This window comes from Bacillus sp. KICET-3, from assembly GCF_033261025.1.
Classification (GTDB): Bacteria; Bacillota; Bacilli; order Bacillales; family Bacillaceae; genus Bacillus; species Bacillus sonorensis.
This window is the reverse complement of sequence record NZ_CP137345.1, coordinates 1551026-1573283: the sequence shown is the minus strand read 5'-3', so window position 1 is coordinate 1573283 and position 22258 is coordinate 1551026. Positions and strand designations below refer to the sequence as shown.

Annotated in this window: 22 protein-coding genes, 3 pseudogenes and 1 riboswitch; of the genes and pseudogenes, 11 read left to right on the top strand and 14 right to left on the bottom strand. The window is 41.4% G+C overall.

Annotated elements, in window-relative coordinates:
* The first annotated feature begins 131 nt into the window (after positions 1-131).
* From R5H20_RS07955 to R5H20_RS07945, 3 genes are all read left to right on the top strand, one after another.
* The gene (locus R5H20_RS07955; protein WP_006638427.1) at positions 132-893 is read left to right on the top strand and encodes an MBL fold metallo-hydrolase; all 762 of its coding nucleotides are present in this window, start codon (positions 132-134) and stop codon (positions 891-893) included.
* A 71-nt stretch (positions 894-964) separates the two neighbouring features.
* The gene (locus R5H20_RS07950) at positions 965-1060 is read left to right on the top strand and encodes a hypothetical protein (RefSeq protein ID WP_236835980.1); all 96 of its coding nucleotides are present in this window, start codon (positions 965-967) and stop codon (positions 1058-1060) included.
* 433 nt (positions 1061-1493) lie between these two features.
* A complete protein-coding gene (locus R5H20_RS07945; protein WP_040348377.1) occupies positions 1494-1862 on the top strand; it encodes a hypothetical protein in 369 nt (122 codons plus the stop codon).
* A gap of 17 nt (positions 1863-1879) precedes the next feature.
* Here R5H20_RS07945 and R5H20_RS07940 read toward each other — a convergent pair whose 3' ends face one another.
* Positions 1880-2062, bottom strand: a complete 183-nt coding sequence (locus tag R5H20_RS07940; RefSeq protein ID WP_006638429.1) for a helix-turn-helix domain-containing protein — start codon at positions 2060-2062, stop codon at positions 1880-1882.
* A gap of 155 nt (positions 2063-2217) precedes the next feature.
* Here R5H20_RS07940 and R5H20_RS07935 point away from each other — a divergent pair, with 155 nt between their 5' ends.
* Positions 2218-2685 carry a DinB family protein gene (locus tag R5H20_RS07935; RefSeq protein WP_224254528.1) on the top strand — a complete coding sequence of 156 codons (468 nt, stop codon included), beginning with the start codon at positions 2218-2220 and terminating at the stop codon, positions 2683-2685.
* Between the two features lie 911 nt (positions 2686-3596).
* Here R5H20_RS07935 and R5H20_RS07925 read toward each other — a convergent pair.
* Together R5H20_RS07925 and R5H20_RS07920 are read right to left on the bottom strand one after the other, a co-directional pair.
* Positions 3597-3797: pseudogene (locus R5H20_RS07925) on the bottom strand (7-cyano-7-deazaguanine reductase); the annotation flags it as partial.
* 185 nt (positions 3798-3982) lie between these two features.
* Positions 3983-5104: a Rap family tetratricopeptide repeat protein gene (locus R5H20_RS07920; protein WP_006638433.1), complete on the bottom strand. Its 1122-nt coding sequence runs from the start codon at positions 5102-5104 to the stop codon at positions 3983-3985.
* A 294-nt stretch (positions 5105-5398) separates the two neighbouring features.
* Between R5H20_RS07920 and R5H20_RS07915 the strand changes: the two are divergent.
* The 3 genes and pseudogenes from R5H20_RS07915 to R5H20_RS07900 all read left to right on the top strand — a co-directional run.
* Positions 5399-6253: pseudogene (locus R5H20_RS07915) on the top strand (ribonuclease YeeF family protein); the annotation flags it as partial.
* 42 nt (positions 6254-6295) lie between these two features.
* On the top strand, positions 6296-6760 hold the full coding sequence (locus tag R5H20_RS07910) for a DNA/RNA non-specific endonuclease (RefSeq protein ID WP_254726484.1): 465 nt from the start codon (positions 6296-6298) through the stop codon (positions 6758-6760).
* Positions 6761-6912: 152 nt separating this feature from the next.
* Positions 6913-7374 (top strand): hypothetical protein, encoded by a 462-nt coding sequence (locus R5H20_RS07900; protein WP_006638435.1) that lies wholly within the window; start codon positions 6913-6915, stop codon positions 7372-7374.
* A 332-nt stretch (positions 7375-7706) separates the two neighbouring features.
* On the opposite strand, the gene R5H20_RS07895 is transcribed toward R5H20_RS07900, so the two are convergent.
* The 10 genes and pseudogenes from R5H20_RS07895 to R5H20_RS07850 all read right to left on the bottom strand — a co-directional run bounded on the left by R5H20_RS07895 (position 7707) and on the right by R5H20_RS07850 (position 15895).
* Positions 7707-8111, bottom strand: coding sequence for a VOC family protein (locus R5H20_RS07895; RefSeq protein ID WP_006638436.1), 405 nt, complete (start codon positions 8109-8111; stop codon positions 7707-7709).
* A gap of 149 nt (positions 8112-8260) precedes the next feature.
* Positions 8261-9208, bottom strand: coding sequence for a helix-turn-helix transcriptional regulator (locus tag R5H20_RS07890; RefSeq protein ID WP_006638437.1), 948 nt, complete (start codon positions 9206-9208; stop codon positions 8261-8263).
* A gap of 180 nt (positions 9209-9388) precedes the next feature.
* Positions 9389-9769 (bottom strand): DUF6262 family protein, encoded by a 381-nt coding sequence (locus R5H20_RS07885; protein ID WP_006638438.1) that lies wholly within the window; start codon positions 9767-9769, stop codon positions 9389-9391.
* Positions 9770-10195: 426 nt separating this feature from the next.
* Positions 10196-10396 (bottom strand): annotated as a pseudogene (locus R5H20_RS07880) (tyrosine-type recombinase/integrase); the annotation flags it as partial.
* 727 nt (positions 10397-11123) lie between these two features.
* Positions 11124-11990, bottom strand: coding sequence for a hypothetical protein (locus R5H20_RS07875; protein ID WP_006638439.1), 867 nt, complete (start codon positions 11988-11990; stop codon positions 11124-11126).
* Positions 11991-12300: 310 nt separating this feature from the next.
* A complete protein-coding gene (queF, locus tag R5H20_RS07870) occupies positions 12301-12798 on the bottom strand; it encodes a preQ(1) synthase (RefSeq protein WP_006638440.1) in 498 nt (165 codons plus the stop codon).
* Positions 12799-12817: 19 nt separating this feature from the next.
* Positions 12818-13549 (bottom strand): 7-carboxy-7-deazaguanine synthase QueE, encoded by a 732-nt coding sequence (queE, locus tag R5H20_RS07865; RefSeq protein ID WP_006638441.1) that lies wholly within the window; start codon positions 13547-13549, stop codon positions 12818-12820.
* Positions 13542-13982 (bottom strand): 6-carboxytetrahydropterin synthase QueD, encoded by a 441-nt coding sequence (queD, locus tag R5H20_RS07860; protein WP_006638442.1) that lies wholly within the window; start codon positions 13980-13982, stop codon positions 13542-13544. The genes queE and queD overlap by 8 nt, the downstream gene beginning before the upstream one ends.
* A gap of 1 nt (position 13983) precedes the next feature.
* The gene (gene queC / locus R5H20_RS07855; protein ID WP_006638443.1) at positions 13984-14643 is read right to left on the bottom strand and encodes a 7-cyano-7-deazaguanine synthase QueC; all 660 of its coding nucleotides are present in this window, start codon (positions 14641-14643) and stop codon (positions 13984-13986) included.
* A gap of 102 nt (positions 14644-14745) precedes the next feature.
* Positions 14746-14790: riboswitch (PreQ1 riboswitch) on the bottom strand.
* A 70-nt stretch (positions 14791-14860) separates the two neighbouring features.
* Positions 14861-15895, bottom strand: coding sequence for a YkvI family membrane protein (locus tag R5H20_RS07850; protein ID WP_006638444.1), 1035 nt, complete (start codon positions 15893-15895; stop codon positions 14861-14863).
* Between the two features lie 239 nt (positions 15896-16134).
* Between R5H20_RS07850 and R5H20_RS07845 the strand changes: the two genes are divergently transcribed.
* The 3 genes from R5H20_RS07845 to motB all read left to right on the top strand — a co-directional run bounded on the left by R5H20_RS07845 (position 16135) and on the right by motB (position 19998).
* On the top strand, positions 16135-18228 hold the full coding sequence (locus tag R5H20_RS07845; RefSeq protein ID WP_006638445.1) for an ATP-dependent Clp protease ATP-binding subunit: 2094 nt from the start codon (positions 16135-16137) through the stop codon (positions 18226-18228).
* A gap of 191 nt (positions 18229-18419) precedes the next feature.
* A complete protein-coding gene (gene motA / locus R5H20_RS07840; RefSeq protein ID WP_006638446.1) occupies positions 18420-19223 on the top strand; it encodes a flagellar motor stator protein MotA in 804 nt (267 codons plus the stop codon).
* The gene (motB, locus tag R5H20_RS07835) at positions 19216-19998 is read left to right on the top strand and encodes a flagellar motor protein MotB (protein WP_006638447.1); all 783 of its coding nucleotides are present in this window, start codon (positions 19216-19218) and stop codon (positions 19996-19998) included. The genes motA and motB overlap by 8 nt, the downstream gene beginning before the upstream one ends.
* Positions 19999-20021: 23 nt before the next feature.
* Here the strand turns inward: motB and R5H20_RS07830 are convergent, their stop codons facing one another.
* Positions 20022-20483, bottom strand: a complete 462-nt coding sequence (locus R5H20_RS07830) for a MarR family transcriptional regulator MhqR (RefSeq protein WP_006638448.1) — start codon at positions 20481-20483, stop codon at positions 20022-20024.
* 237 nt (positions 20484-20720) lie between these two features.
* Here R5H20_RS07830 and R5H20_RS07825 point away from each other — a divergent pair, with 237 nt between their 5' ends.
* Complete coding sequence (locus R5H20_RS07825) at positions 20721-22232, top strand: sporulation kinase KinD (RefSeq protein ID WP_006638449.1); 1512 nt, start codon at positions 20721-20723, stop codon at positions 22230-22232.
* Positions 22233-22258 lie beyond the last annotated feature (26 nt).

Sequence of the window (22258 nt, the reverse complement as noted above, 5' to 3'; positions counted from 1 at the left end):
GTTCTTTTACATAAATAAAATACGTTTTTTCAAAATTCAAGTCAAACCGCATAAAGACTTGATTTAATCCATGTATTTTTAAATTGATCCTCTATAAACTATACGTAAATCAAAGAAAAGGAGTTTTAAACATGAAAATCACACAAATTCGAAATGCAACACTACTTGTCGAATATGCAGGCAAAATGTTTTTAATAGATCCAATGTTGGCTGAGAAAGGCACTTACCCTCCTTTCCCAAATTCGTTAAGACAAGATCAAAATAATCCTTTAGTCAGCTTGCCAATGTCGATGGATCATATCATCAATGATTTAGATGCAGTTATTGTCACTCATTTGCATTTAGACCATTTTGATGATGCTGCCAAAGATGTATTGCCAAAAGATATCAAAATGTTTGTCCAAAATGAAGAAGATGCTGAAGAAGTAAGAAACGCCGGTTTTCAACATGTTGAGGTTTTAACAGAAGCTACGGTCTTTGAGGGTATTCAACTCATCAAAACAAAGGGTGAACACGGAAGAGGAGAAATTCTAAAACTTGCGGGTCTGGTATGCGGCGTTGTTTTCAAACACCAAAATGAAAAAACATTATATGTAGCTGGAGATACGGTATGGTATGAAGGTGTTCAAGAAGAGATCGATGCACATCAGCCGGACATCATTGTTGTCAATGGCGGGGATAATCAATTCTTTGAAGGCGGTTCACTTGTCATGGGAAAAGATGACATCTATGAAGTATATAAGGCTGCTCCCCGCGCAAAAATAATTGCGAGCCATATGGAAGCCGTCAACCATTGGACATTATCCAGAGAAGAATTGAAATCCTTTATTGGCGAAAAAGGAATCTCCTCTCAGGTTTTAGTGCCTGATGATGGTGAATCATACACATTTTAAATGCCCGGCGCAGAAGTCTAATAGCATCGGAAAAGAAAAACTTCGATGCTTTTCCAGGCTTCAAGCTGCCGATGAAAAGCATGGTTGCTGAAAGTGATCAAGCGGCCGTTTATTTTGTATTTGAAGGTGCGCATACAGGCACGTTCCCGCAACGGGACGACCCGTAAGAATGTCTCTTATGACATTTTTACGGATTGCTGACGGCAAGATTATTGAGAAAAGGTTCATGTTGATATGCATGACATTCACCTTCAGACTATTGCCTAATTTTCTAAAGAATCAAAAGGCCCTGCAAGGGTATTTTTTAATTGTCTGAAAAACAGACGTGCAATACGTTTAAGGTCACAGTTGATTCGATTTCCCGGTTTAAATCCGTATTTCCCCAGGTGCCCCCACCTCTTTAAAATTCATTCGGAATTGAAGAGACGCCGAAAAATGTCAATCAATTTTAGTACTTGTTTGACTTTTTTTTTGTCCAATATACCATGGGGCAGTATAATATTTTAAGTCGAGGAAATGAAGAAAGGGAGATCGGGAATGGCACTTTTACATACAAGTTTTAAACGTTTGCTGAGATTGCGGGATATTGAATTTTACCAAGTGGAAGTGAGTGATGGTGAAAGGTGCTGTTATTTGTTAATTTACGATAAGGGATTATCCGATTTTGATAAAGGATTGCGGGATTTTGATGAAGGCAATCTGATTAACGCTTATCTCATTACTCATTTTGAATTACCTGAATCGCCCTATCAAGACGTGTTACATTTTCTTAATGAACTATTAGGAATGAAACACAATTGCACATATTTCTTGGATACTTTATATGTTGAGAAAGAATTTGATTTTGATTTTCCTTTTGATATGCTTGCTATTCGTGATTATGTGAATGAAATATTGGCTTTGCTGAGGATTGATAAGGAGATGCCGGATTTTAAAGAGACCGCTTTTAATTATTTGTCGCAGGATTAGTCTTTAGATGCTAGAAATTAGCCGTATATCTCGACTGGCGCGTTTGCTATTGCGAGAACGCGCCAGTCGAGATGCCTTTCGTTCTTATCGAATCGGCTAATACTGCCTTGCGGAATTTCTGACGCTTCCGACAGCGGAACTTGCTTCCACCCTTTCGCCTCCATTACTTCCGATAATTTCGGTCTTACCGTTATCTTCATTCGTGTTCACCTCGTTTTGTTTATCTGATTATACGAGGTGTTTAATGATGGTACCTATTTGTGTATAATTGGAAGAATATTCTGGTATTTATTATTTCTACGGGGGGATAGTGATGGAAAAACACGAATATGAGTGGGTAAAATAAACGAGACAGATTTTACTAGATCAGTGTAAAGAATTGAAAGAAAATGATTTTACAAGAGAATTTGGATTTGGTTTTCAAAGCATAAGAGATTCTTTAGTTCATGTGGCGGGTTGTTATCACGCTTGGCTGGGTTCTTTTGTGCTTTCACAAACAGCTTCACCACTATTAACAAAGGAAACAATCAATGATATGCAGATAGAGGATATTCAACGTTATTTTCAACAGGCGAATATATATGTAGATACTGTATTTGAACAATTCACTGATAAATTTGACGATATTATCGAAAAAGAGCCTTCTTGGAAAGTAGGCGGTGGGGCTGTAAGAAAAACGCCGCACCAATTACTAATCCATTCTATTACGCATGAATTTCATCATAAGGGGCAAATTGTAGCAATGCTACGGTTGCTTGGTTATATTCCTAATAATACAGACATTTTGGGACTACCTGAAAAGGCATTTGCTATACATAAATAATAAGTTATTAACCTAACGGGGTGACGGCGTTTCGGTTACGTCTAAGCCGCTGTATAAGCGAAAGGAACTGCTGGCCGGCCTGAATACCGATCATCCTAACGTTAAGGTAGTCGATAGTGTACGCAGCCGTGCTGCGGATTGCTTGAATTAGTCCGCGAGAACAAGATCGAGGGGACGTTATGGGGGACGTTATGGAGCGCGTTGATTTGATTTATGCGGAGAACAGACGGTCAGATCGCTGGCTGAAGGTCGTGAATTACAAATAAAATATACCGACGTTTTCACAACCGGAATTTTCGTACTTGGACGGACAATATCCGGTATTATGGAGGTTATGCCCTACGATGCTTAGCGGAGGTTACATGTTGAGCGGATAATGCGATAAGGAAGCGGAGAAATTCGTCTATATTGAGCCGATTGGTTGCCGGGTGAAACACCGATCAAAACAAAGAACGGTTTGCTGCGGGTTCCTTTGTTTCATGAATGGCGTTGAATTGGACGGTCATAATCAGAGGTTGAGACGGATGGATTACGAAACAAAGGGCTATGATGATAAGGAGTATCCGGATGTTCGCCACGGACGCTACGATAACTGCGATTACACGTAAACATACGAACGATGAAGATACGGGATAGGCGACGAACAGACGAACGAAGACGTAAATGAGACAGATGACGGTGTGATCTCATTTTTGCACTTCGATTAACGAATTGAATCGCGCTTCATATTGACGATCTAACATCCGGTCCAGCACGCCTTATAATATCCGGTTAAATTTCAATAAAAAAAGACGCGTAACAAGTACGCGTCTCGGTCACAACCGCAAAGGTCAATCCACCAATGCAAAAATGTACGGGTCTCACGATCTGATATATTGCGTGATCTCACTTCGTTTCACCGAACAGAAGTATTACCGATTATCCACCGTCTCCGGATACAAATCATGATTCATCAAGCGGTATTCCGCCATTTTCTCGTATTTCGTCCCCGGGCGGCCGTAGTTGGTGTACGGGTCGATCGAGATGCCGCCTCTCGGGGTGAATTTTCCCCAGACTTCGATGTAGCGGGGGTCCATCAATTCGATCAAATCGTTCATGATGATGTTCATGCAGAAAGCCCAACTCTAATGAGAAGGGCTTTGAGTGCTTATTTTTTTCTTATGAAAACGGAATAACGATATATCTAAATTAAGATGCGAATCTTTCTGCGACTTTAAAAGAAGTGTTATCTGTTTGAACATATACGGAACTAACCGCGCTTACTGTACCTAATAGTAAAACAGCACAAATCAAAAATTTAGCTTTCATTTACATAACCACTCCTTTGAATTTGTTTTCTTGCATCGCATGCAATACGGTAAAAATCACAGGCATCACGAATCTTTTCTTCAGTTTCCAAAATTTCCGCCGCAATGATTCCGTAATCTTCCGCATCTGCATACAAACCGTTTTCCTTGAAGAACTTAAAAGAGTCTCTAACTAAATCCAGATCATGAATCAAGTAAAGCCCTTTTAGCATTTCAAGCTTTGCAAGGTCATATGAATTACAAATTTTTTCGGCATATTCTTTTCCTTCAAAATAAAGGTCGTGGGCTGTTACCAACTCAGCCTGCTTCGCTCTAACGTGTGCAAGGTTAAAAAAGGCTTTTGGTAAAAAACTATGATTAACCTCTCTATACACTTCAAGGGCTTTTTGGAGATGATCGGTAGCTTTTTCAAGTTCTTCAAGTTGATTATAACATATTCCAAGATTCAAATGCGATGAACCAATTAAATGAGGGGAGTCTAATCTTGTTGATTCACTCAATGCTTGATTTAAGCTAGGCAAGGCTTTTTCAGGAAGCATTTGATCTCGACGATTGCCGGCAAGAATGAATTGACATTGAACTCTACGTTCTCCATAAGTGTCATACTTTTTATAAATATTATAGGCGCGACTCGCATAATTCATTGAAAAAAATGTCTGTTTCATATGGTAATAAACTTCGGATACCTTGAAATAAAATTCAGCTTTCTCTAGATCGTCACACTCAAAAGAATCGAGTTGTTTTTCGGCATTCCTATAAAAGTTCAACGCAAGTATTAATTCTTTTTGTCTGAAATGATACATCCCCGCGAAGAATTGATAATAATATTCCAACATTCCTTCAAGGTTGTTCTGATCTCGAATTTTTTTGAACTCCTCAAATCGACTAGCTAAATTACCGCCAGAATCAGAATACATATAATCAAATTGTAGGTTGTGTCGGAACAACAATAAATTATAATAGACAACCACGTCTTGGTTTTGTTCCATTCGCTCTAATTCTCTTTCAACTTCTTTCCTAGTATCCTCCGCCCGGCCTGGCCAATTGTTTTTTAAAGCCGTATACCAAAAATTCATTTTCGTCGCAACTAAATCATAAGGAATAACATCCACACCGTCTCTTCCTTTCTCTCAAGATTAAAAGTTTTTAGAAAAATTAAAATATTAAACTTCCTTTATCTGCATAGTAATTATTCTACAAAATAAGCCTATTATTTACAACCATATATTGTTATCATTCCCACTATAAACTCTAATATGGAAACAAATTAAAAATTAAGTAGAATAAGTTTTTAGACCTGATCTATAAGATTCATTTTCATGGGTGGTCAGGATTTATTCACCATTTTTTTCCGAATAGTGGTAAAATCTATACTGATTGTAACTTCAGTATTAGAGGAGAATGCCATGAAGACTCTGGATGTTCAAGCGCTGCATAATGCGATTGACCAAACGCTAGAACAATTAAAAAACAGGCCGAAGAAATCGAAAAGGTGAAAGAAAGCGTCGATGCTCTTACGTCTCTTGACGATGCTTTAAAAGGGAAAGGCGGCGAAGCAATTCGTTCTTTTTATGAGGAATGCCACACTCCCTTTTTTGCGGTTCTATGAATCATTTATCGATGAATACGAATCGGCATTGAAAAAAATCAAAAATGCACTGAACTCCCTTGAACCGAATCACAATGGATATATTTCGCAAGACTTTCTAGAACACGATCTGGAACAAGGTTTGAACGCAGCTGATCGAACAACGAAACATTTAGTTTCCAAAGCCAACGCTTCAATTGCGAAAGTCAGCCATATTGTCGATTTGCCGGATTTGAATGACAACGATTTTCATGAACAGAATCGAAAAGCATTAACTGACATCAATCAGACGATTGAAAAGCTGCATACGTTTGACAGAGAACAAACCAATGCGCTTAAAATAGCCGAAAATGATCTTGAAACGATGCAAACATACATCGCGAGGCTTGAGAAAATGTATACAGGCCTGAAAATCGAGATCGCAAGTTATCAAAAGGGCTCAATTTTAAAGCCGGATGAGAATACAACCATCAACGGTCCGGTCAGCGGTCTCAAAGGAGCGTTAGAAAATGCCGAATCCTCAGCGATGAAGACGATGTTGGAAAAGCTGGGAGAACAGAAAGATACTAACGTTGATACACTCACCGCCCCTAATCGAGTAAAAAAATTAATAGAAAAGTACAAAATTCATAATGAATCAGTATACAATATAGAGAAATTAAAGTTTATAAAATATAAAATTAAAACACCCAATGTTCAAGTTAAAAGATTTGAAATGCCGTGGGGACCCGGAAAGATAAGCAAATTCGGAAGGGCAAGTGAAATCAGGAAAGCTCTAACCGAAAACCCTTTGAAAGCTGGCGAGGTTTCGAAGATTGAGAAAGACGCGAGAACGGCTAGGGATGTTGGTATAGTCAAGAAAAATGAAATCATTAAAGATGGAAGCCATATAACTAAAAGTGGAAAATTGAAATCCAATGTCAAGTATCAAGCCGGGGAATACAATTACATATACAAAACCGATAAAGAAGCAAGAATTAAAGAGTTTCAAGCTGATGACTTAAAATTAACAAAACGAGACAAGAGATTGCCGCATAATCCCAAAACACCTGGTAAACAACTTGGCGATCATGCTGGCCATTTAGCTGCTTATAGATTCGGAGGCTCTCCTGAATTAGATAATCTCGTTTCTCAATCAAGTAATGTTAAATCAAAGCAAATACAAGAAGCTAGAAAATAAATAGGCCAAAGCCATTTCAGATAAGAAAAAAGTATCAGTTAATGTTAAAGTTAATTATGACGGGAACAATCCTAGACCAAAGAGTTTTGAGATAAAATACAGTATCGATGGAAATTTAAAGAAAGTAACTTTAAAGAATTAGGAGTGATTGTGTGGCTAAAACATTTGAAGACTATTTATCTGAATTACAAACAGATATGGTTGCTATTTGTCTTGAATATGTTGGTAATCAGGCAGATGCTATTTATATTTATTGCTCATATGAACCTGAAATGTATTACTTTGACGTATTTTATAAAATAAATGGTAAGTTGGTTTATAAGCATAAGCTTAACGATGCAGTAGAAGAGAATGAAAAATACGATACATCAGAAAATCGTCAAGAAGCTGTTTTAGATATCGGGATAAAAAATTTAGAAGAAATCCATAAAAAATGTACTGAATTTGGCCATGAGATGCCTACAGAAATAAAATTAATTTACGATGTTAAACAAAACAGTTTGAAAGGTCAGTATAGATATGATTTAGTATATTCCAATGATGATGAACTATTGCCTGATGATATTTTTGACTTATGGTTTGAAGAAGTGAAAAAGTCTGATATAGAAAAATAAACTTTTAAGTACGGAATTCAAGAAAAGTTACGGTCTATCCTCAAAAACCTAGTGAATATTGTTTCCAGACGGTGACTGTTTATCAAGACCTAAATTATAAAAATCCTTAAAAATAAAGAAGAGCACATATTAGTCATGTATAATATGTGCTCTTCTTTTATTCAATTAAAGCGCCCGTTGACTGAATACTTGATTTGAAGATAATTCTATTATATTTAGAGGAGTACGACAACGATTCCTGTTTTTTTGGCCATTTTAAACCAGCTGGGCCATATGTTTTACGAATCGTTACCAACTCTCCAAATTGAGGCCTCACTCATTTCAACTGTCCATCAAGCCCTACCAGTGAATCGTTTGATCGCTTCCTCGGTCACCGGCGAGAAGAGGTTAACGAGGTTGCCGTCTGGATCACGGAACAGTATAGCACGGTTCCCCCACGGCATCGTGGTCGGTTCCTTTACCCACTCCTCGATAAACGGCTTTAATCGTTCGTATTCGGCATCGACATCGTGGACAAGGAACTCTATGATGACAGAGTGATTGTCGGCCGCCACTGCTGAACCTTCACCGAACAGTGGCACAGTCTGGGAGTGGCCGATCGCCAGGGTGCACGATGGCGCAACGAGTTCGGCAAAGACGGGCGCGGGACGCTCCGCTGATAAACCCATGACTTTCTCATAGAACTTGACTAGACGATCCACGTCGTCTGTAATGATGCGTACAGAAGCAAAATTCACAAGATACCATCCTTCCAATAATAAATGTATACAACAATACCATATACACTTTATTTTGTTATAAACTTTCCAGTAAAAACCAAATTCATTCAAAAACTGAATCATTTTACTGACTCCGATTATAAAACAACGCTACTGACAACATTATGTCAGTAGCGTTTTAACATTTTTTGGGCTTCCTCACGAATCCGATTTCGAAATGATTCAGGCTCTAATACAATCACATCGGCTCCCCAGCCAAGCACCCATCGCAGCAATTCGTCCAGTTGACGAACGCGTAAGACCACATGCAATCCATCTTGATGCTCTTCCATATCCTCTATGTAATGATTGTTTGATTCCTTCACCTTATCTGCGATGTCTTGGTTAAATCGGAGGCGAACTCGCAAATGCCGATCGTCCGAAGGGGTATACTCCCTTAAGTTAAAATGCGCTGGTCGTTCAAATCGTTCTTCCAGAGCAATAAATTCCGTCATTCGAGACAATCGGAAATGGCGAATGTCTTGGCGCAGTTCACAACGGGCCACGAGCATCCATGATCCTTGAACGAGAACTAATCCATAGGGGGAAACGGTACGAACACTATGGCGATTCCCATCGAAATCTGCAAGTTTTTTTACATAATGAAAGCTGATCTTTCGCTCGTCTAATATCGCTCGACGAATCTTTTCTAGATATTCTTTTTCTTTTGATGGCGTGACCTGTTTATCGGAAATGAGCAAACGTATAGCCTTGCGTACACGTGATGTTTCATTGCGAACGCTCTCCGGTAGAATGACCTCGATTTTGCCGCGGGCAGCTTGTGCTCTGACACGATAATCATCATCAAATCGTTGTTCAATAAAGTCCGTTCCCATCAACAAGCTTACGGCTTCTTGTACCGTGAAACTGATCGGCGGCAGGAAATAGCCTTCCATCAGAGAATATCCTGTCCCAGGAGCACCTATGATCGGAACGCCTGCTTCACTTAGCGCCTGAATGTCACGGTAGATGGTCCGAACACTCGTTTCAAATCTAGTTGCCAAATCTTCGGCACGTACAACTTCTTTACGTTGTAACTCCAGCACGATGGCTAACAAACGGTCTGTTTTGTTCATTGGTTTCCCACCTTGATGTTTAATAAAGAATAATAGTACCACGCCTTAATAGAGAAGATGATATAACGAACCTGGTGCTGGCATCTTTCAGAAATCTCTACAAAATAAGGGCAAGGCTTCTGTTTGTGTTATTCCGTTAACTGGCCCTTTAATTGAACAAGAAAGGGAAGGTGCCTCAGCTTATATCTTCTTGTAGACTTCTGCATACGCTACCTTTAATTGGTCTCGCAAATCCTTGTTCTCGTGCTCTAATCGCTTAACTTTACGCTTTAATGATTCGATAATCACTTCTTTATTATTTTCATTCATTTTATGCCTAACCTGCTTTACAGAAGGGCTTTTTATCTGCTGCTGACGTAGTGTTTCAATTCGCTCACGTAATGTCACATTATTATATAGCGTAGCCTTTGCCACTCCGGCCTCACTGGCTACACTATTAAAATTAATTTCTTGATTGGCTCTAACGAGCCTTTTAATAGCCTCATCTACTTTACTCATGGTAATGGCTTTTCGACTTTCATGAATTTGCTTTAGATGCTTTTTGCGGTCATATGTGGCCATATTATACCCCCTGCTTAGATTTTATTCTTTCTTTCGATTCGTCCGAATATTATATTGCCTTGTTTAATCGTATTATAAATATCCTGGAGTCTCTCTAAATTCTTCTGGTTTTTTTGTGCTATTTCTTCACGTCCGTATTGTTTCGCTACTTCAACCATTTTAGAAGTGGATTGTATGTAAATTTTATATTTACTTTAAATCCGTTATATCTCTGATAATCATTGATAAATTTCGAGATTGTCCCAAAGGTCCTTATATTCCATATATCCCTATCTACAAATTAGTTAGTGATTTCATCTATGTGGTTGAAGGAGGAAATTTCTATTAAGTTTTCTTGAATAACCTTAGAAATATGCTCTCGAAAAATACTTTTATAATCGCATGTAGTGTAATTTAAAATGTGCCTGCTCTGTCATATATGCTTACTTAGACCTCCGTAGGTTGTATAATGAATGAACTTTTTGCCTTTTCCCAATTCTCACGAATTTCATCATCTGAAGGATGCAAATATAAATTGGCTGTTGTCTGAATATGTGCGTGACCTAAACGTTCTTGGACTTGTTTAAGATCATTGGTCTGTTTGTAAAATATGGTTGCGTGTGTATGACGAAGTAAATGGGGGTGAACGGAAGATCGAACGAAAACCGAACGAAGGAGTTGCATATTTAACGACGAACTAACGCACGGGAAACGTTATAGAGGCGAGTGCGAAGTTTTATTCTTTTCCCTTTCGTCTAATGTATCGAATGCGTTTCGTATATTCGATCTAACATCCGATCCGGCCCACCGTTGTAATAGTTGGCGAGATTTCAAAAAAAACGCGTACAGTACGCATCTTGACCACAACCTCATTCAATCTGCCCATTATTTCTCCGATCAAACCACTTTTAAATACCCTGTTTTTACAGGTCGCACTTTTTATGCAACCGGATCACACAACCGCTACAATATTTCATCAGTTCCAACTCCTCTTACCCTTGGATTAGACGTAGAGACACCAAGACATGTTTCATTTGGTTCACTGTGATTTACAAATAAAGCCCTGGCTTCTTGCTTTCTTCCAGCTTTGTACAAGTCAAGAACATAAAGAACCTTTGAATTGTTCTATGAGCATCAACCGACCAAAAATCAGATCTTAAAGATAAAAAGTATGGATCTAAAAATAAGGGTAAGTCTTCTTCAATATCTACAAAATCTGATCGACTTTAATCTTTTTCTAAGTTAAATATTTCACTTATTTTCAATTGTTCAAATCCCCAATTCAGTTTTATTGTAAGACTTATCTCCATTGCAAAAATAATATATAAATGGATTTTTCACAGTAAAGTTCTTTCTTTTTCCGTTATTCCTTCATTTATATTTGTTCTATTGAGTAAAAAGCAGCTAGAGAAGGTAGTGTTCTTCCGTGAATTAGCAAACCTTCCCTCTCAAAGACTACTAATTCAAATTCTTGGCTTTGTTTGTTTTGCCTAACTTCCCCGACAGCACAAAATATTACATCATTATTCTCTTCTGCGAACCGACCTATATAATGAAATAATCCTTCATATTGAGGCGTTACAGCAAAGAAAGCTTCTTCAAACTTAATATTTACAAACGTACCATTTTTATAAATTCTAACCATAGCCCTTTTCTTTCCTGTTTCAACGCTTTTAACTATTCCGGTTACTGTTCTTGTATGACCTAAATCTGTTTCTTTTAATGCATCAGCATTCCTTTTATATAGTCTTCCATTAATCCTATTTGAATCTTCTGACTTTTCAGCAGGATCTGTTACTATTCTAATTGCTGGCTGCTCTACTGTAGCAGTTACTTTTCGACGCCGTTTTCTATTTTGTCGTTTTTGTCTATCTGCTTCTCTTCTTCTTACTCTTTCTTCCTCACTTAAAATTTCCAATTCAAAAGCTTCTCTTACCGACCTTCTCATTTGATCTGTTGAAACACTTCCAGTTTGAACACCCGACTGTCTAACACCAACTCTTCCATCTTCTTTTTCAAAAAAATGAATACAAGATTCTGAATGTCGACTTTCTCTCCAAGTTCTAAAATGACTCTTATTCCCAGGTCTGTTTACATAAGATAATTTCGCCTTGCAATCAGTTGTAGTACAAAACAATTTTTCTCTATACTTTTTCAAATAGTCTTCCATATTAATATCATCTAGACTAATCAATGCTTTTTCTTTTCCGTTAATATAAACTGCTTCATGGATACTGACCACGTGTTCCCCGCACCCCTTTTCCTAAAAATTCTTAAATTTTATTTAAAAAATTAACTGTATTTGATATTTTTACACTTATATCTATAATTCTACATTATTAGTAATAAATTAGCAATATCACTCCCTTTACACCTATAAGTCTACAAATTTTGCATTTTGGACTTAAAGATTCTGATATAAAAAAGCACCTATTTCGGTGCTTTCAAAAAATCAATCTTTAATTTTGCCCTCCTATAATAGGGTCTGTAGAGGCAAGTCTTTCTTTAAAGTAGTCACTTAACAGCATGATCACACCCTTCTCGGGCACCTCTTACCGATTATCCACCGTCTCCGGATACAAATCATGATTCATCATCCGGTACTCGGCCATCTTCTCGTATTTGGTGCCCGGACGGCCGTAGTTGGTGTACGGGTCGATCGAGATGCCGCCTCTCGGGGTGAATTTGCCCCAGACTTCGATGTAGCGGGGGTCCATCAATTCGATCAAATCGTTCATGATGATGTTCATGCAGTCTTCGTGAAAATCGCCGTGGTTGCGGAAGCTGAAGAGATACAGTTTTAAAGACTTGCTTTCTACCATTTTTTTATCAGGGATATAGCTGATATAGATCGTTGCGAAATCGGGCTGCCCTGTTTTCGGACACAGGGATGTAAATTCCGGGCAGTTGAATTTGACAAAATAGTCCCTGTTTTCGTGTTTATTCGGAAAAGCCTCCAGTACATCAGGTGAGTAGTCAAACAAATAGTTTGTCCCCTGGTTTCCGAGGAGGGTTACGCCTTCAAGTTCTGAATCTTTTCTTGTTGTCATTATTTTCTTCCTTTCTATCTTAAACTCCGCGTTTGTTTCCCCAGATGAGGGTGTGAAGCTGCGGCAGAACGCGGACGCGGTTTAATTCAGGGTCGTGCGTGACCGCTTTGACCAGTTCTTCATATTTTCGAAGCAGCTTTTCGACGAGCCGCCCCTGGTCTTCGGTATGCACGTCATCATTTCCGATCTGCAGATAAAACGGGATATCCGGATAACGGTGATGAATGCTCTTTGCAAATTGAAGATCTGAAGGGGTAAAAATGACGACCTTCAGGCTTGCCGCAGAAAGCCGTCCATGGTCCTTCAGCATGCCGACGATATGGTCCAGCTTCGTAAGATCCGTTTTCATATTTGAGCTTGGCGGCTTCGGCGAAATGGTTAAATCATCGATTTTTGTAAACCAGTCCTGATAAAACGTGCCCTGTGTTTCAAGCGCCGTGCGAATGCCGTTTTCTTGCAAAAGGGAAATCAGTCCGTCAAGCTGTTTTAAAAGAGCCGGATTTCCTCCTGAAATGGTGACATGTGAAAAAGCATTTCCGCCGATTTCTCTGAGCGATTCGTATATTTCTTCCGCAGACATCCATTTGATGTCTTTTTTGGCCGATCCGTCCCATGTGAAGGCTGAATCGCACCAGCTGCACGAATAATCGCAGCCCGCGGTTCTGACAAACATCGTTTTCTGGCCGATGACCATTCCTTCACCCTGGATGGTCGGGCCGAAAATTTCGAGTACGGGAATCGGTTTAGCCATTTGGCTCACCTTGTTTTGGACGGTAGACGACATAGCTTGTCGGCGTTTCCCTGACAAACACTTGAACACAGTGCGGCCGGTTTTCCAAGCCTTTCAAATAGGCGTCGACTTTTTCATAAATCGTTTTCGCCACCACCTCAGTCGACGGGATCTGCTCGCGGCTTTCCCCGGAAAATTCGCTGTGGTCGTTTAACAGCGTGTGATCGTATTCACCGTGCACCAATTTTTTAATGGTGCTGAAATTCACGAGAAAACCGGACTCATTCAATTGATCTCCGGCGATCGTGATATTGATTGTATACGTATGGCCGTGAATCCTGCTGCATGCGCCCGCATCTTCCCTCGGAATAAAGTGGGCCGCTGATACCTGCATATCTTTATTGAGTTCAAAAGCGTACAGGTGGTTTGTTTGCGGGTAGACTTGTGTAAGCATATTAAGCTCTCTCCCTTTTCATTTTCATGTATTCGTTGTAGCCGTTCGCGCGCAGTTTGCAAGCCGGGCATTCTCCGCAGCCGTCGGCGATGATGCCGTTGTAGCACGTCAGCGTCTCATTTTTGACGAATTCGAGTGCATTGAGATCATCGGCCAGCTTCCATGTTTCCGCCTTGTTCAGCCACATAAGCGGCGTATGAATCACAAACGGGCGCTCCATCGCCAGGTTGACGGTGACATTGCACGATTTGACGAATTCATCCCTGCAATCCGGATAGCCGCTGAAGTCCGTCTCACAGACTCCCGTCACGATATGCCGCGCCCCGATTTGGTAGGCGAGAATAGAAGCAAAGGATAAAAATACAAGGTTTCGTCCGGGAACAAAAGTGGACGGAAGCTCGCCTTCTTTCGCCTCAATTTTGATGTCATCCCTTGTCAAAGCGTTTGGCGCCAGCTGATTCAAAAGCGCCATGTCCAGCAGGTGGTTTTTTACGCCAAGCTTTTCAGCGATATTTTGCGCCACTTCAATCTCCTGCTGATGCCGCTGATTATAATGAAAGGTGACCGTTTCCACCTCTTGGAATTGCTGCAAGGCCCATAAAAGGCATGTCGTACTGTCCTGACCGCCGCTGAATACGACGACCGCTTTTTCCTGTTTCATAATTCCTCCTTCTCCGCTTTCACCAACTAAAAAACACCTTTCTTTAAAGGAAAGGTGTTCTAGCAAAAAATCAATAAAAAAGGCCATACCCCAAGGATACAGCTTTCCTTAGTTTTTTATAGAGGGTTTTGCTAGAACCTCTCCCGCGGTTATCTCGAGCGGATTTTGTTCAATTTTCTTTCGCCATCTTACCACAAATCCGGGGTTTCGCCAAGCACTAACGATTCGGCAGTTTTTTTATGATCAGAAAGAAGATGAACACAAGGCTCAGCTGACCAAATAAAGGATAGATGGTGGAAATCAATTTTCCATAGCCGATCTGTCCGGTTAAGTAGACTGTGAGTAGGATGAGAATAAATATATAAAGACTTTTGATATGAATATATTCGTTTATCTGCTTTTCAAGCCCGTAGAGATTACCGATGACCGATGTAAAGACTTCCCCAAAAATGATAAACAGATAGATGACATGGACGGAATGCTGAACGATATAGACCACCTGCGCCATCGGAATTTCATATAAAAGGACATTCGGCAATGTGGAAAGAGACAAAAAGCTTGCGATTAATACAAGGGTCAGCATGCTTCCTCCGATAAACGCGCCTCTTTTAATCAACCGTTCTGACTTCAATTCAGAGGCGATCGGTACAAGAACGGCCTGTGCTAGCGACAAATTAAAAGCGCCGTATGAAACAGCCGACACAATCCAGTCCGGCCTTGCCGAAAAACCCGGCAATTCGTGGACGGAAGGGCCCCTGAAAATAAACGAATCAAAGAGCACAATCAACGAAAAAAACACTAATAATGGCACAACAATGACATTGACGCTGAATATCCCCTTGACGCCGCTCATCGTGACAAACAGACTCAAAGCAACCGTTACAAGCATTCCCGCCTGGCTGGAGAGCCCGAGCTGTTCTTTAAAAATCGCCCCGGCCCCTGACAGCATGACAGAAGTCACACCGAGCAGAACCATCAGCATAAAGCCATTGACGAATTTTCCGAGCGTTTGTCCAAACAGAAATTTGTTCAGCTCCTGATAAGATCTGGCATTGATCCTGACTGAGATCAGCATGATTTTCGCACCGAGACAGGTGAACATCAGCCCGCTGATGAAAATGCCGGCCAAACCCGCCCAGCCGAATCTTAAAAAAAATTCAACGATTTCTCTGCCCGTCGCAAATCCAGCCCCGACAACCGTGCCTACATAGACAAATGCAAGTTGAAAAGCTGATCCTCGTGTTTGACTCATATTTCTCCCCCGTAAAATGAAACGTGATTTCCGCAAATTCCCTTTCTCCATCATATGAGACATGCTCCTTAAAAAGAAGGACAACTTCAAATACCGGAACAAAAAGGAAAAAGCATAGATCTTGAAAGTCAAAGTTAGTCAATGTATACTAATAGTCAGAGATGGTCAAACAAACGGCCATTTTTTAACCGGCAATTGGTCAAAAAAGGTCAAATCATTTTTAAAGGGGGTTTTGGCAAATGCGTTGTCAACATTGTCAAAAAAACGAGGCGACGATTCGCCTAAACATGCAAATCAATTTTACAAAAAAACAAATGGACTTATGTGAAGATTGCTATAAAGAATTGACTCAGCCTTCTATGTATTCCGGAGGCAGCTTTTTTGGAGGGGGTTCCTTCTTTAGCCAGCCTTCTCAAGCACAGCCGCAAACGGCTGCCAAAAAAGGCTTGCTTGATGAGCTCGCAGTCAATTTGACGAATGCCGCGAAAACGGGATTGGTTGATCCGGTGATCGGCCGCGATGATGAAGTGGCGCGCGTGATCGAAATTTTAAACCGCAGAAATAAAAACAATCCGGTATTAATTGGGGAGCCGGGTGTTGGTAAAACTGCCATCGCCGAAGGCCTTGCATTGAAAATTTCCGAAGGTGATGTTCCAAACAAACTGAAAAACAAGGAGCTTTACTTGTTGGATGTGGCCTCCCTTGTCGCCAATACCGGCATCAGAGGGCAATTCGAAGAACGAATGAAACAGCTGATGAAAGAACTGAAAGAACGCAAAAACGCGATTCTCTTTATTGACGAAATTCATCTTCTTGTCGGCGCCGGTTCTGCGGAGGGCTCCATGGATGCAGGCAACATTTTAAAACCCGCCCTTGCCCGGGGAGAACTGCAAGTCATCGGTGCAACCACATTGAAAGAGTATCGTCAAATTGAAAAAGACGCCGCTTTGGAACGACGCTTCCAGCCGATCATGGTGCATGAGCCTACAATCGAAGAGGCAACAGCCATTTTGAACGGCCTGAAAGAAAAATATGAAACCTATCATGGGGTTTCCTATACAGATGAAGCTGTGAAAGCCTGTGTCGTCCTTTCAAGCCGCTACATCCAGGACCGCCATCTTCCCGACAAGGCGATCGACCTTCTCGATGAAGCCGGTTCAAAAGCGAACTTGAAGATCGATACCGTCAGCGGTGAAGCAGCTTCAAAACGGCTGAAAGAAATTGAAGCGGAAAAGGCAAAAGCGCTTCAGGAAGAAAATTATGAGCTTGCCGCAAAACTTCGTGATGAAGAAGAAGCATTGCACAATGCGCTCGAGAAAAAAACAGAGGAAAAACAAGCAACGGTCGGCGCTGAAGACATTCAGGCGATCATCGAACAAAAAACCGGCATTCCCGTCGGAAAGCTGCAGCATGATGATCAGAAAAAAATGAAAGAGCTTGAAGCAAATCTCGGAAGCCGCGTCATCGGACAGAAAGAAGCCGTCAAAAAGGTGGCGAAAGCCGTCAGAAGAAGCCGCGCCGGTCTGAAAGCAAAAGACAGGCCTGTCGGTTCATTCCTATTCGTCGGCCCGACAGGCGTCGGTAAAACTGAGCTTTCCAAGCGGCTTGCGGAAGAGCTGTTCGGCACGAAGGATTCGATTATCCGTCTTGACATGAGCGAGTACATGGAAAAACACGCCGTGTCAAAACTGATCGGTTCGCCTCCTGGATATGTCGGACACGATGAAGCGGGGCAATTGACGGAAAAAGTCCGGAGAAACCCGTACAGCATCGTTCTGCTTGATGAAATCGAAAAAGCCCATCCTGATGTTCAGCACATGTTCCTTCAGATCATGGAGGACGGCCGTCTGACCGACAGCCAGGGACGGACAGTCAGCTTTAAAGATACTGTCATCATTATGACAAGCAATGCCGGCGTTTCCGAAAAGCAGACAACCGTCGGCTTTAACAGAGAAGAACGGCTGATGGGCGAACAATCATTGATTGACTCTTTAAGCAGCTACTTTAAACCTGAATTCCTGAACAGGTTTGACAGCATTGTCGAGTTCCAGCCTCTTGAAAAAGAAGATCTGGTAAAAATCGTCGATCTGCTTCTGAAAGATCTTGAGGACACATTAAGCGACCAGCATCTGACATTGCAGGTCTCCGAAGAAGCGAAAGAAAAGATTGCAGAAATCGGATACCATCCTGCATTTGGCGCCCGTCCTTTAAGAAGGACGATTCAGGAAACGGTCGAAGATCAAATGACAGACCTGCTTCTTGAAGAAGAACACATCTCAGGTTTCCATGTTACAGTTGAAAACGGCGATATCGCGGTAAAACCGGTCGCATAGTTCCGTCTGCCGGCTTCCTATACGGAGGCCGGCATTTTTTCTCCGCTCCAATATCCAATTCATCCCATTTCATCACCCAAAAGTCCCTATTCATCTGGATTTTATAACAATTTCTGAAACACCCTAAAGTTCCTATCTTGTGGCACCGATAATAACGATAGAAAAGTTAGTTAAAGGAATTGGTGAAAAAAATGGACAAAACATCGTTAATTGGAATCATTCTAGCTATCATCGGAGTAGGTGTCGGCATGGTGATGAAAGGCGTCAGCCCTTCAGTTCTTGTCAATCCGGCTGCATGGCTGATCATTGTTGTCGGGACAATCGCAGCAGTTACCATCGCATTTCCAACACGCGAAATAAGAAAGGTTCCAAAACTGTTCGGCATCTTATTTAAAGAGAAAAAGATGATTGAAATCAACGAGCTGATCCCCATGTTTACTCAATGGGCGCAAATCGCCAGACGGGAAGGCCTTCTCGCTTTGGAAGCAAACCTTAACGAAATCGATGACGAATTTTTGAAAAACGGCATGAGCATGGCTGTGGACGGACAGAGCGCCGAATTCATCCGGGACGTTCTGACAGAAGAAGTCGAGGCGATGGAAGAAAGGCATCAGGTCGGAGCCGGCATCTTTACACAGGCGGGAACATACGCACCGACGCTCGGAGTTTTGGGAGCCGTTGTCGGACTGATCGCCGCACTGGCCGATATGAGCAACACCGAAGCGCTCGGACACGCGATCAGCGCCGCATTCGTCGCCACCCTTCTCGGGATCTTTACAGGCTATGTGCTGTGGCACCCTTTTGCAAATAAATTGAAGCGTAAATCGAAGCAGGAAGTGAAAGTCCGCGAAGTCATGATTGAAGGCATCCTTTCCATTTTGGAAGGCCAGGCTCCAAAGGTCATCGAGCAAAAGCTGATGATGTATGTTTCTCCTAGCGAACGTTCCAGCATCGCTACTCAAGAAGGAGAAAAAGGGGAAAGCGACAATGGCTAAAAAAAAGAAAAAGCATAAAGACCATGAAGAGCATGTAGATGAGTCCTGGCTCATCCCTTATGCCGACCTGCTTACACTCCTTCTGGCCCTTTTCATCGTCTTGTTTGCGATGAGCTCGATAGACGCCAAAAAGTTTGATATGCTGTCAAAATCATTCAATGCCGTGCTGACAGGCGGTACAGGCATGATGGATTATTCCAGCTTCGTCGAGCCGAAATCGCCTACACAAGAGGACGGAAAAAAACCCGCTGAACCAAAAGACGTCCATCGTTCTAATTCAAAAGAAAAAGACCAGGAGGCGCTGAAAAAAATTCAGGAGCAGGTCAATCAGTTCATAAAAAATAAAAAGCTTGAGAAGCAGGTCAATACGAAGCTCACAGATGAAGGGCTGCTCCTTTCGATTGAAGACAATATCTTTTTCGATTCCGGAAAAGCGGTCATTCGCGAGCAGGACATCCCGCTCGCAAGAGAAATTTCCGATCTGCTCGTATTAAACCCGCCGCGTAATATCGTGATCAGCGGACATACCGATAATGTGCCGATCCGAAACTCGCAATTTAAATCAAACTGGCATTTAAGCGTAATGCGGGCCGTTAATTTCATGGGACTCCTGATCGAAAATCCAAAGCTTGACGCCAAAGTATTCAGCGCTAAAGGGTACGGGGAATACAAGCCTATCGCTTCAAACAAAACGGAGGAAGGAAGAAGAAAAAACAGACGTGTTGAAATTCTCATCCTGCCGATGGGCCAGGAAAATCTGAATGAAAAAGAATAAGGAAGCGGCGATTAGCCGCTTCCTTATTCTTTGTCCTTGTTCTTATAAAAGTTTTTTGCATTTAAGCCCACTCTTTTCAGCATGTCGATGCAGGCTTCTTTCTCCTCGCCGCTTAAAACGCTGATCATTTGATGAATCTCCTGCGCGTGGCCGGGGAAGATCTGCTCCAAGAGCTTGACTCCTTTGTCCGTAATTTGGGCATAGGTGACCCGGCGATCGGTTGTGCAGGCTCGTCTGATGATCAGTTCTTTCTGCTCAAGCTTGTCAACCACATATGTAATGCTTCCGCTCGCCAGAAGAATTTTGTCCCCTATTTGCTGAAGAGGCTGGTCTCCCTTGTGATAGAGAAGCTCTAAAACGGCGAATTCGGTTGGATTCAGACCATGATTATGAATATGTTTATTCATATGATCATTAATTGATCTGTATGCTCTTGATAGTACGATAAATAATTTTAATGACTGTTCCTGTTCTCTGTTACTCATATCTCTCATCTCCAAAGAAACAACTACAGGAAAACATTAATAAACTATGAGGAAAATGTCAACTGTTAACATTACATTCCCTCATTTGATAATAGGCCCTAAGAACCAAATCGATATTTCCGGACCTTCCACGGTATTGTGTCCTATTTTCAAGGTATTGGTTATCTTTTCTATAAATCAGCCCCTACTAGTGATATAATACCTCTATTCCTGTATTGATTGGGAGAGAGTGAAAAAATGAGCAATTTGAAAAATATATGGAAGAAAATGAGGCTTTATTTGATCCTTGTGATGGTCCCGGCTTTCATTATCAGCTTTTTTGTATACGAACAAGAACGGGAAAATATTACTGAGAAGCATCGGCAGACGGCGACGCTTATGCTGAATATCCACCGCAACCAGATCAATTATCTGATCGGCGAAACAGAGGCGCGGCTGAGCGCGATGGCGACGGCCCTTAATCATCCTGTCAATGATAAACATATCAAACACATCCTGACGGAAACCTATAAAAAGGAGCCGCGCTTTTCGGCTCTGTACCTGCTCAACAAAAACGGCGAAGTCATGGTCAGCACACTGCCGGCTAAAGAGAAACAGCCGCTTCCATACAAAAGCATTCTGCAAAAAGCGGAAAGCTCAAAGAAATCTGTCATCACAGATGACACCGACAACATGATGAATAATCGGGAGCTGAGCATATTAACCCCTGTCTTCAGTCCTGAAGGGCATGCGACAAACTTTTTGCTTGCTTCCATCCGCATCGATTATTTGAAAAATATCATGAATGTGTTAAGCCCAGAGCTTTCTATCAAAATACTCAATCAGAAAGACCAAATCGTCTTTACGGCGGGACATACGCCCCCTGAAAAAGAAACGGAGGAGACGGTAGATGCTTTTTTGGACCAGATCGACTGGAAACTTGAAGTATATCCTGAGCCGGTTCAGCTTGATGAACTCGTTCACGGTCTCCTGCTTTCCTTCTTAAGCATTTTTATTTTGCTTAACATCTTGTTTGTATTGCTTCAATATGTACTGCTAAAACGGCGCACCAAGCAGGAGCGCGCCCAAAATGAAGCGCAGAAGCTTGAACTGATCGGCACGCTTGCGGCCAGCACCGCACATGAAATCAGAAATCCGCTGACAGGGATCAGCGGATTCATCCAGCTTCTTCAAAAAAAATATAAATCTGAAGAAGATCAAATGTACTTTTCTGTCATCGATCAGGAAATCAAGCGGATCAACCAGATTGTCAGCGAATTCCTTGTGCTTGGAAAACCGACGGCGGAACAATGGAAACTGAATTCAATGAGTGAAATGATCGATGAAATCATGCCGATTATTCATTCTGAAGCCAATTTATACAATGTCGAAGTATCATTTCAAGACCAGGCGGAAAATCCTGCATACGTATTTTGCAAAAAGGACCACATCAAGCAAGTCGTATTAAATGTCGCTAAAAATTCGCTGGAATCGATGAAAAACGGTGGAAAGCTGTTGATTAACATTGAACATGATGAAAAGGCGGCGGAAATTGTGGTGAAGGATAACGGAGAAGGAATTCCTAAAGAAATGATAGAAAAGATTTTTCAGCCTTTTGTCACCTCAAAAGAAAAAGGAACCGGACTCGGTCTTGTTGTGTGCAAACGTATCATCTCAATGTACGGAGGAACGATTCAGATTGACAGTGAACGGCATAAAGGAACAACCGTAACCATCACGCTGCCGATTTCAAATGAGCAGCAAGATTAAGCATCATACTTTCCGGTCCCTCAAAA

What these genes read in the sequence shown, in the direction of transcription:
- R5H20_RS07955 (WP_006638427.1), top strand. Translation starts at nt 132, where the DNA reads ATGAAAATCACACAAATTCGAAATGCAACACTACTTGTCGAATATGCA.
- R5H20_RS07950 (WP_236835980.1), top strand. Translation starts at nt 965, where the DNA reads ATGAAAAGCATGGTTGCTGAAAGTGATCAAGCGGCCGTTTATTTTGTA.
- R5H20_RS07940 (WP_006638429.1), bottom strand. Translation starts at nt 2,062, where the DNA reads ATGAAGATAACGGTAAGACCGAAATTATCGGAAGTAATGGAGGCGAAA.
- R5H20_RS07910 (WP_254726484.1), top strand. Translation starts at nt 6,296, where the DNA reads ATGCCGTGGGGACCCGGAAAGATAAGCAAATTCGGAAGGGCAAGTGAA.
- R5H20_RS07890 (WP_006638437.1), bottom strand. Translation starts at nt 9,208, where the DNA reads ATGAACAAAACAGACCGTTTGTTAGCCATCGTGCTGGAGTTACAACGT.
- R5H20_RS07885 (WP_006638438.1), bottom strand. Translation starts at nt 9,769, where the DNA reads ATGGCCACATATGACCGCAAAAAGCATCTAAAGCAAATTCATGAAAGT.
- queF (WP_006638440.1), bottom strand. Translation starts at nt 12,798, where the DNA reads ATGACAACAAGAAAAGATTCAGAACTTGAAGGCGTAACCCTCCTCGGA.
- queE (WP_006638441.1), bottom strand. Translation starts at nt 13,549, where the DNA reads ATGGCTAAACCGATTCCCGTACTCGAAATTTTCGGCCCGACCATCCAG.
- queD (WP_006638442.1), bottom strand. Translation starts at nt 13,982, where the DNA reads ATGCTTACACAAGTCTACCCGCAAACAAACCACCTGTACGCTTTTGAA.
- queC (WP_006638443.1), bottom strand. Translation starts at nt 14,643, where the DNA reads ATGAAACAGGAAAAAGCGGTCGTCGTATTCAGCGGCGGTCAGGACAGT.
- R5H20_RS07850 (WP_006638444.1), bottom strand. Translation starts at nt 15,895, where the DNA reads ATGAGTCAAACACGAGGATCAGCTTTTCAACTTGCATTTGTCTATGTA.
- R5H20_RS07845 (WP_006638445.1), top strand. Translation starts at nt 16,135, where the DNA reads ATGCGTTGTCAACATTGTCAAAAAAACGAGGCGACGATTCGCCTAAAC.
- motA (WP_006638446.1), top strand. Translation starts at nt 18,420, where the DNA reads ATGGACAAAACATCGTTAATTGGAATCATTCTAGCTATCATCGGAGTA.
- motB (WP_006638447.1), top strand. Translation starts at nt 19,216, where the DNA reads ATGGCTAAAAAAAAGAAAAAGCATAAAGACCATGAAGAGCATGTAGAT.
- R5H20_RS07830 (WP_006638448.1), bottom strand. Translation starts at nt 20,483, where the DNA reads ATGAGTAACAGAGAACAGGAACAGTCATTAAAATTATTTATCGTACTA.
- R5H20_RS07825 (WP_006638449.1), top strand. Translation starts at nt 20,721, where the DNA reads ATGAGCAATTTGAAAAATATATGGAAGAAAATGAGGCTTTATTTGATC.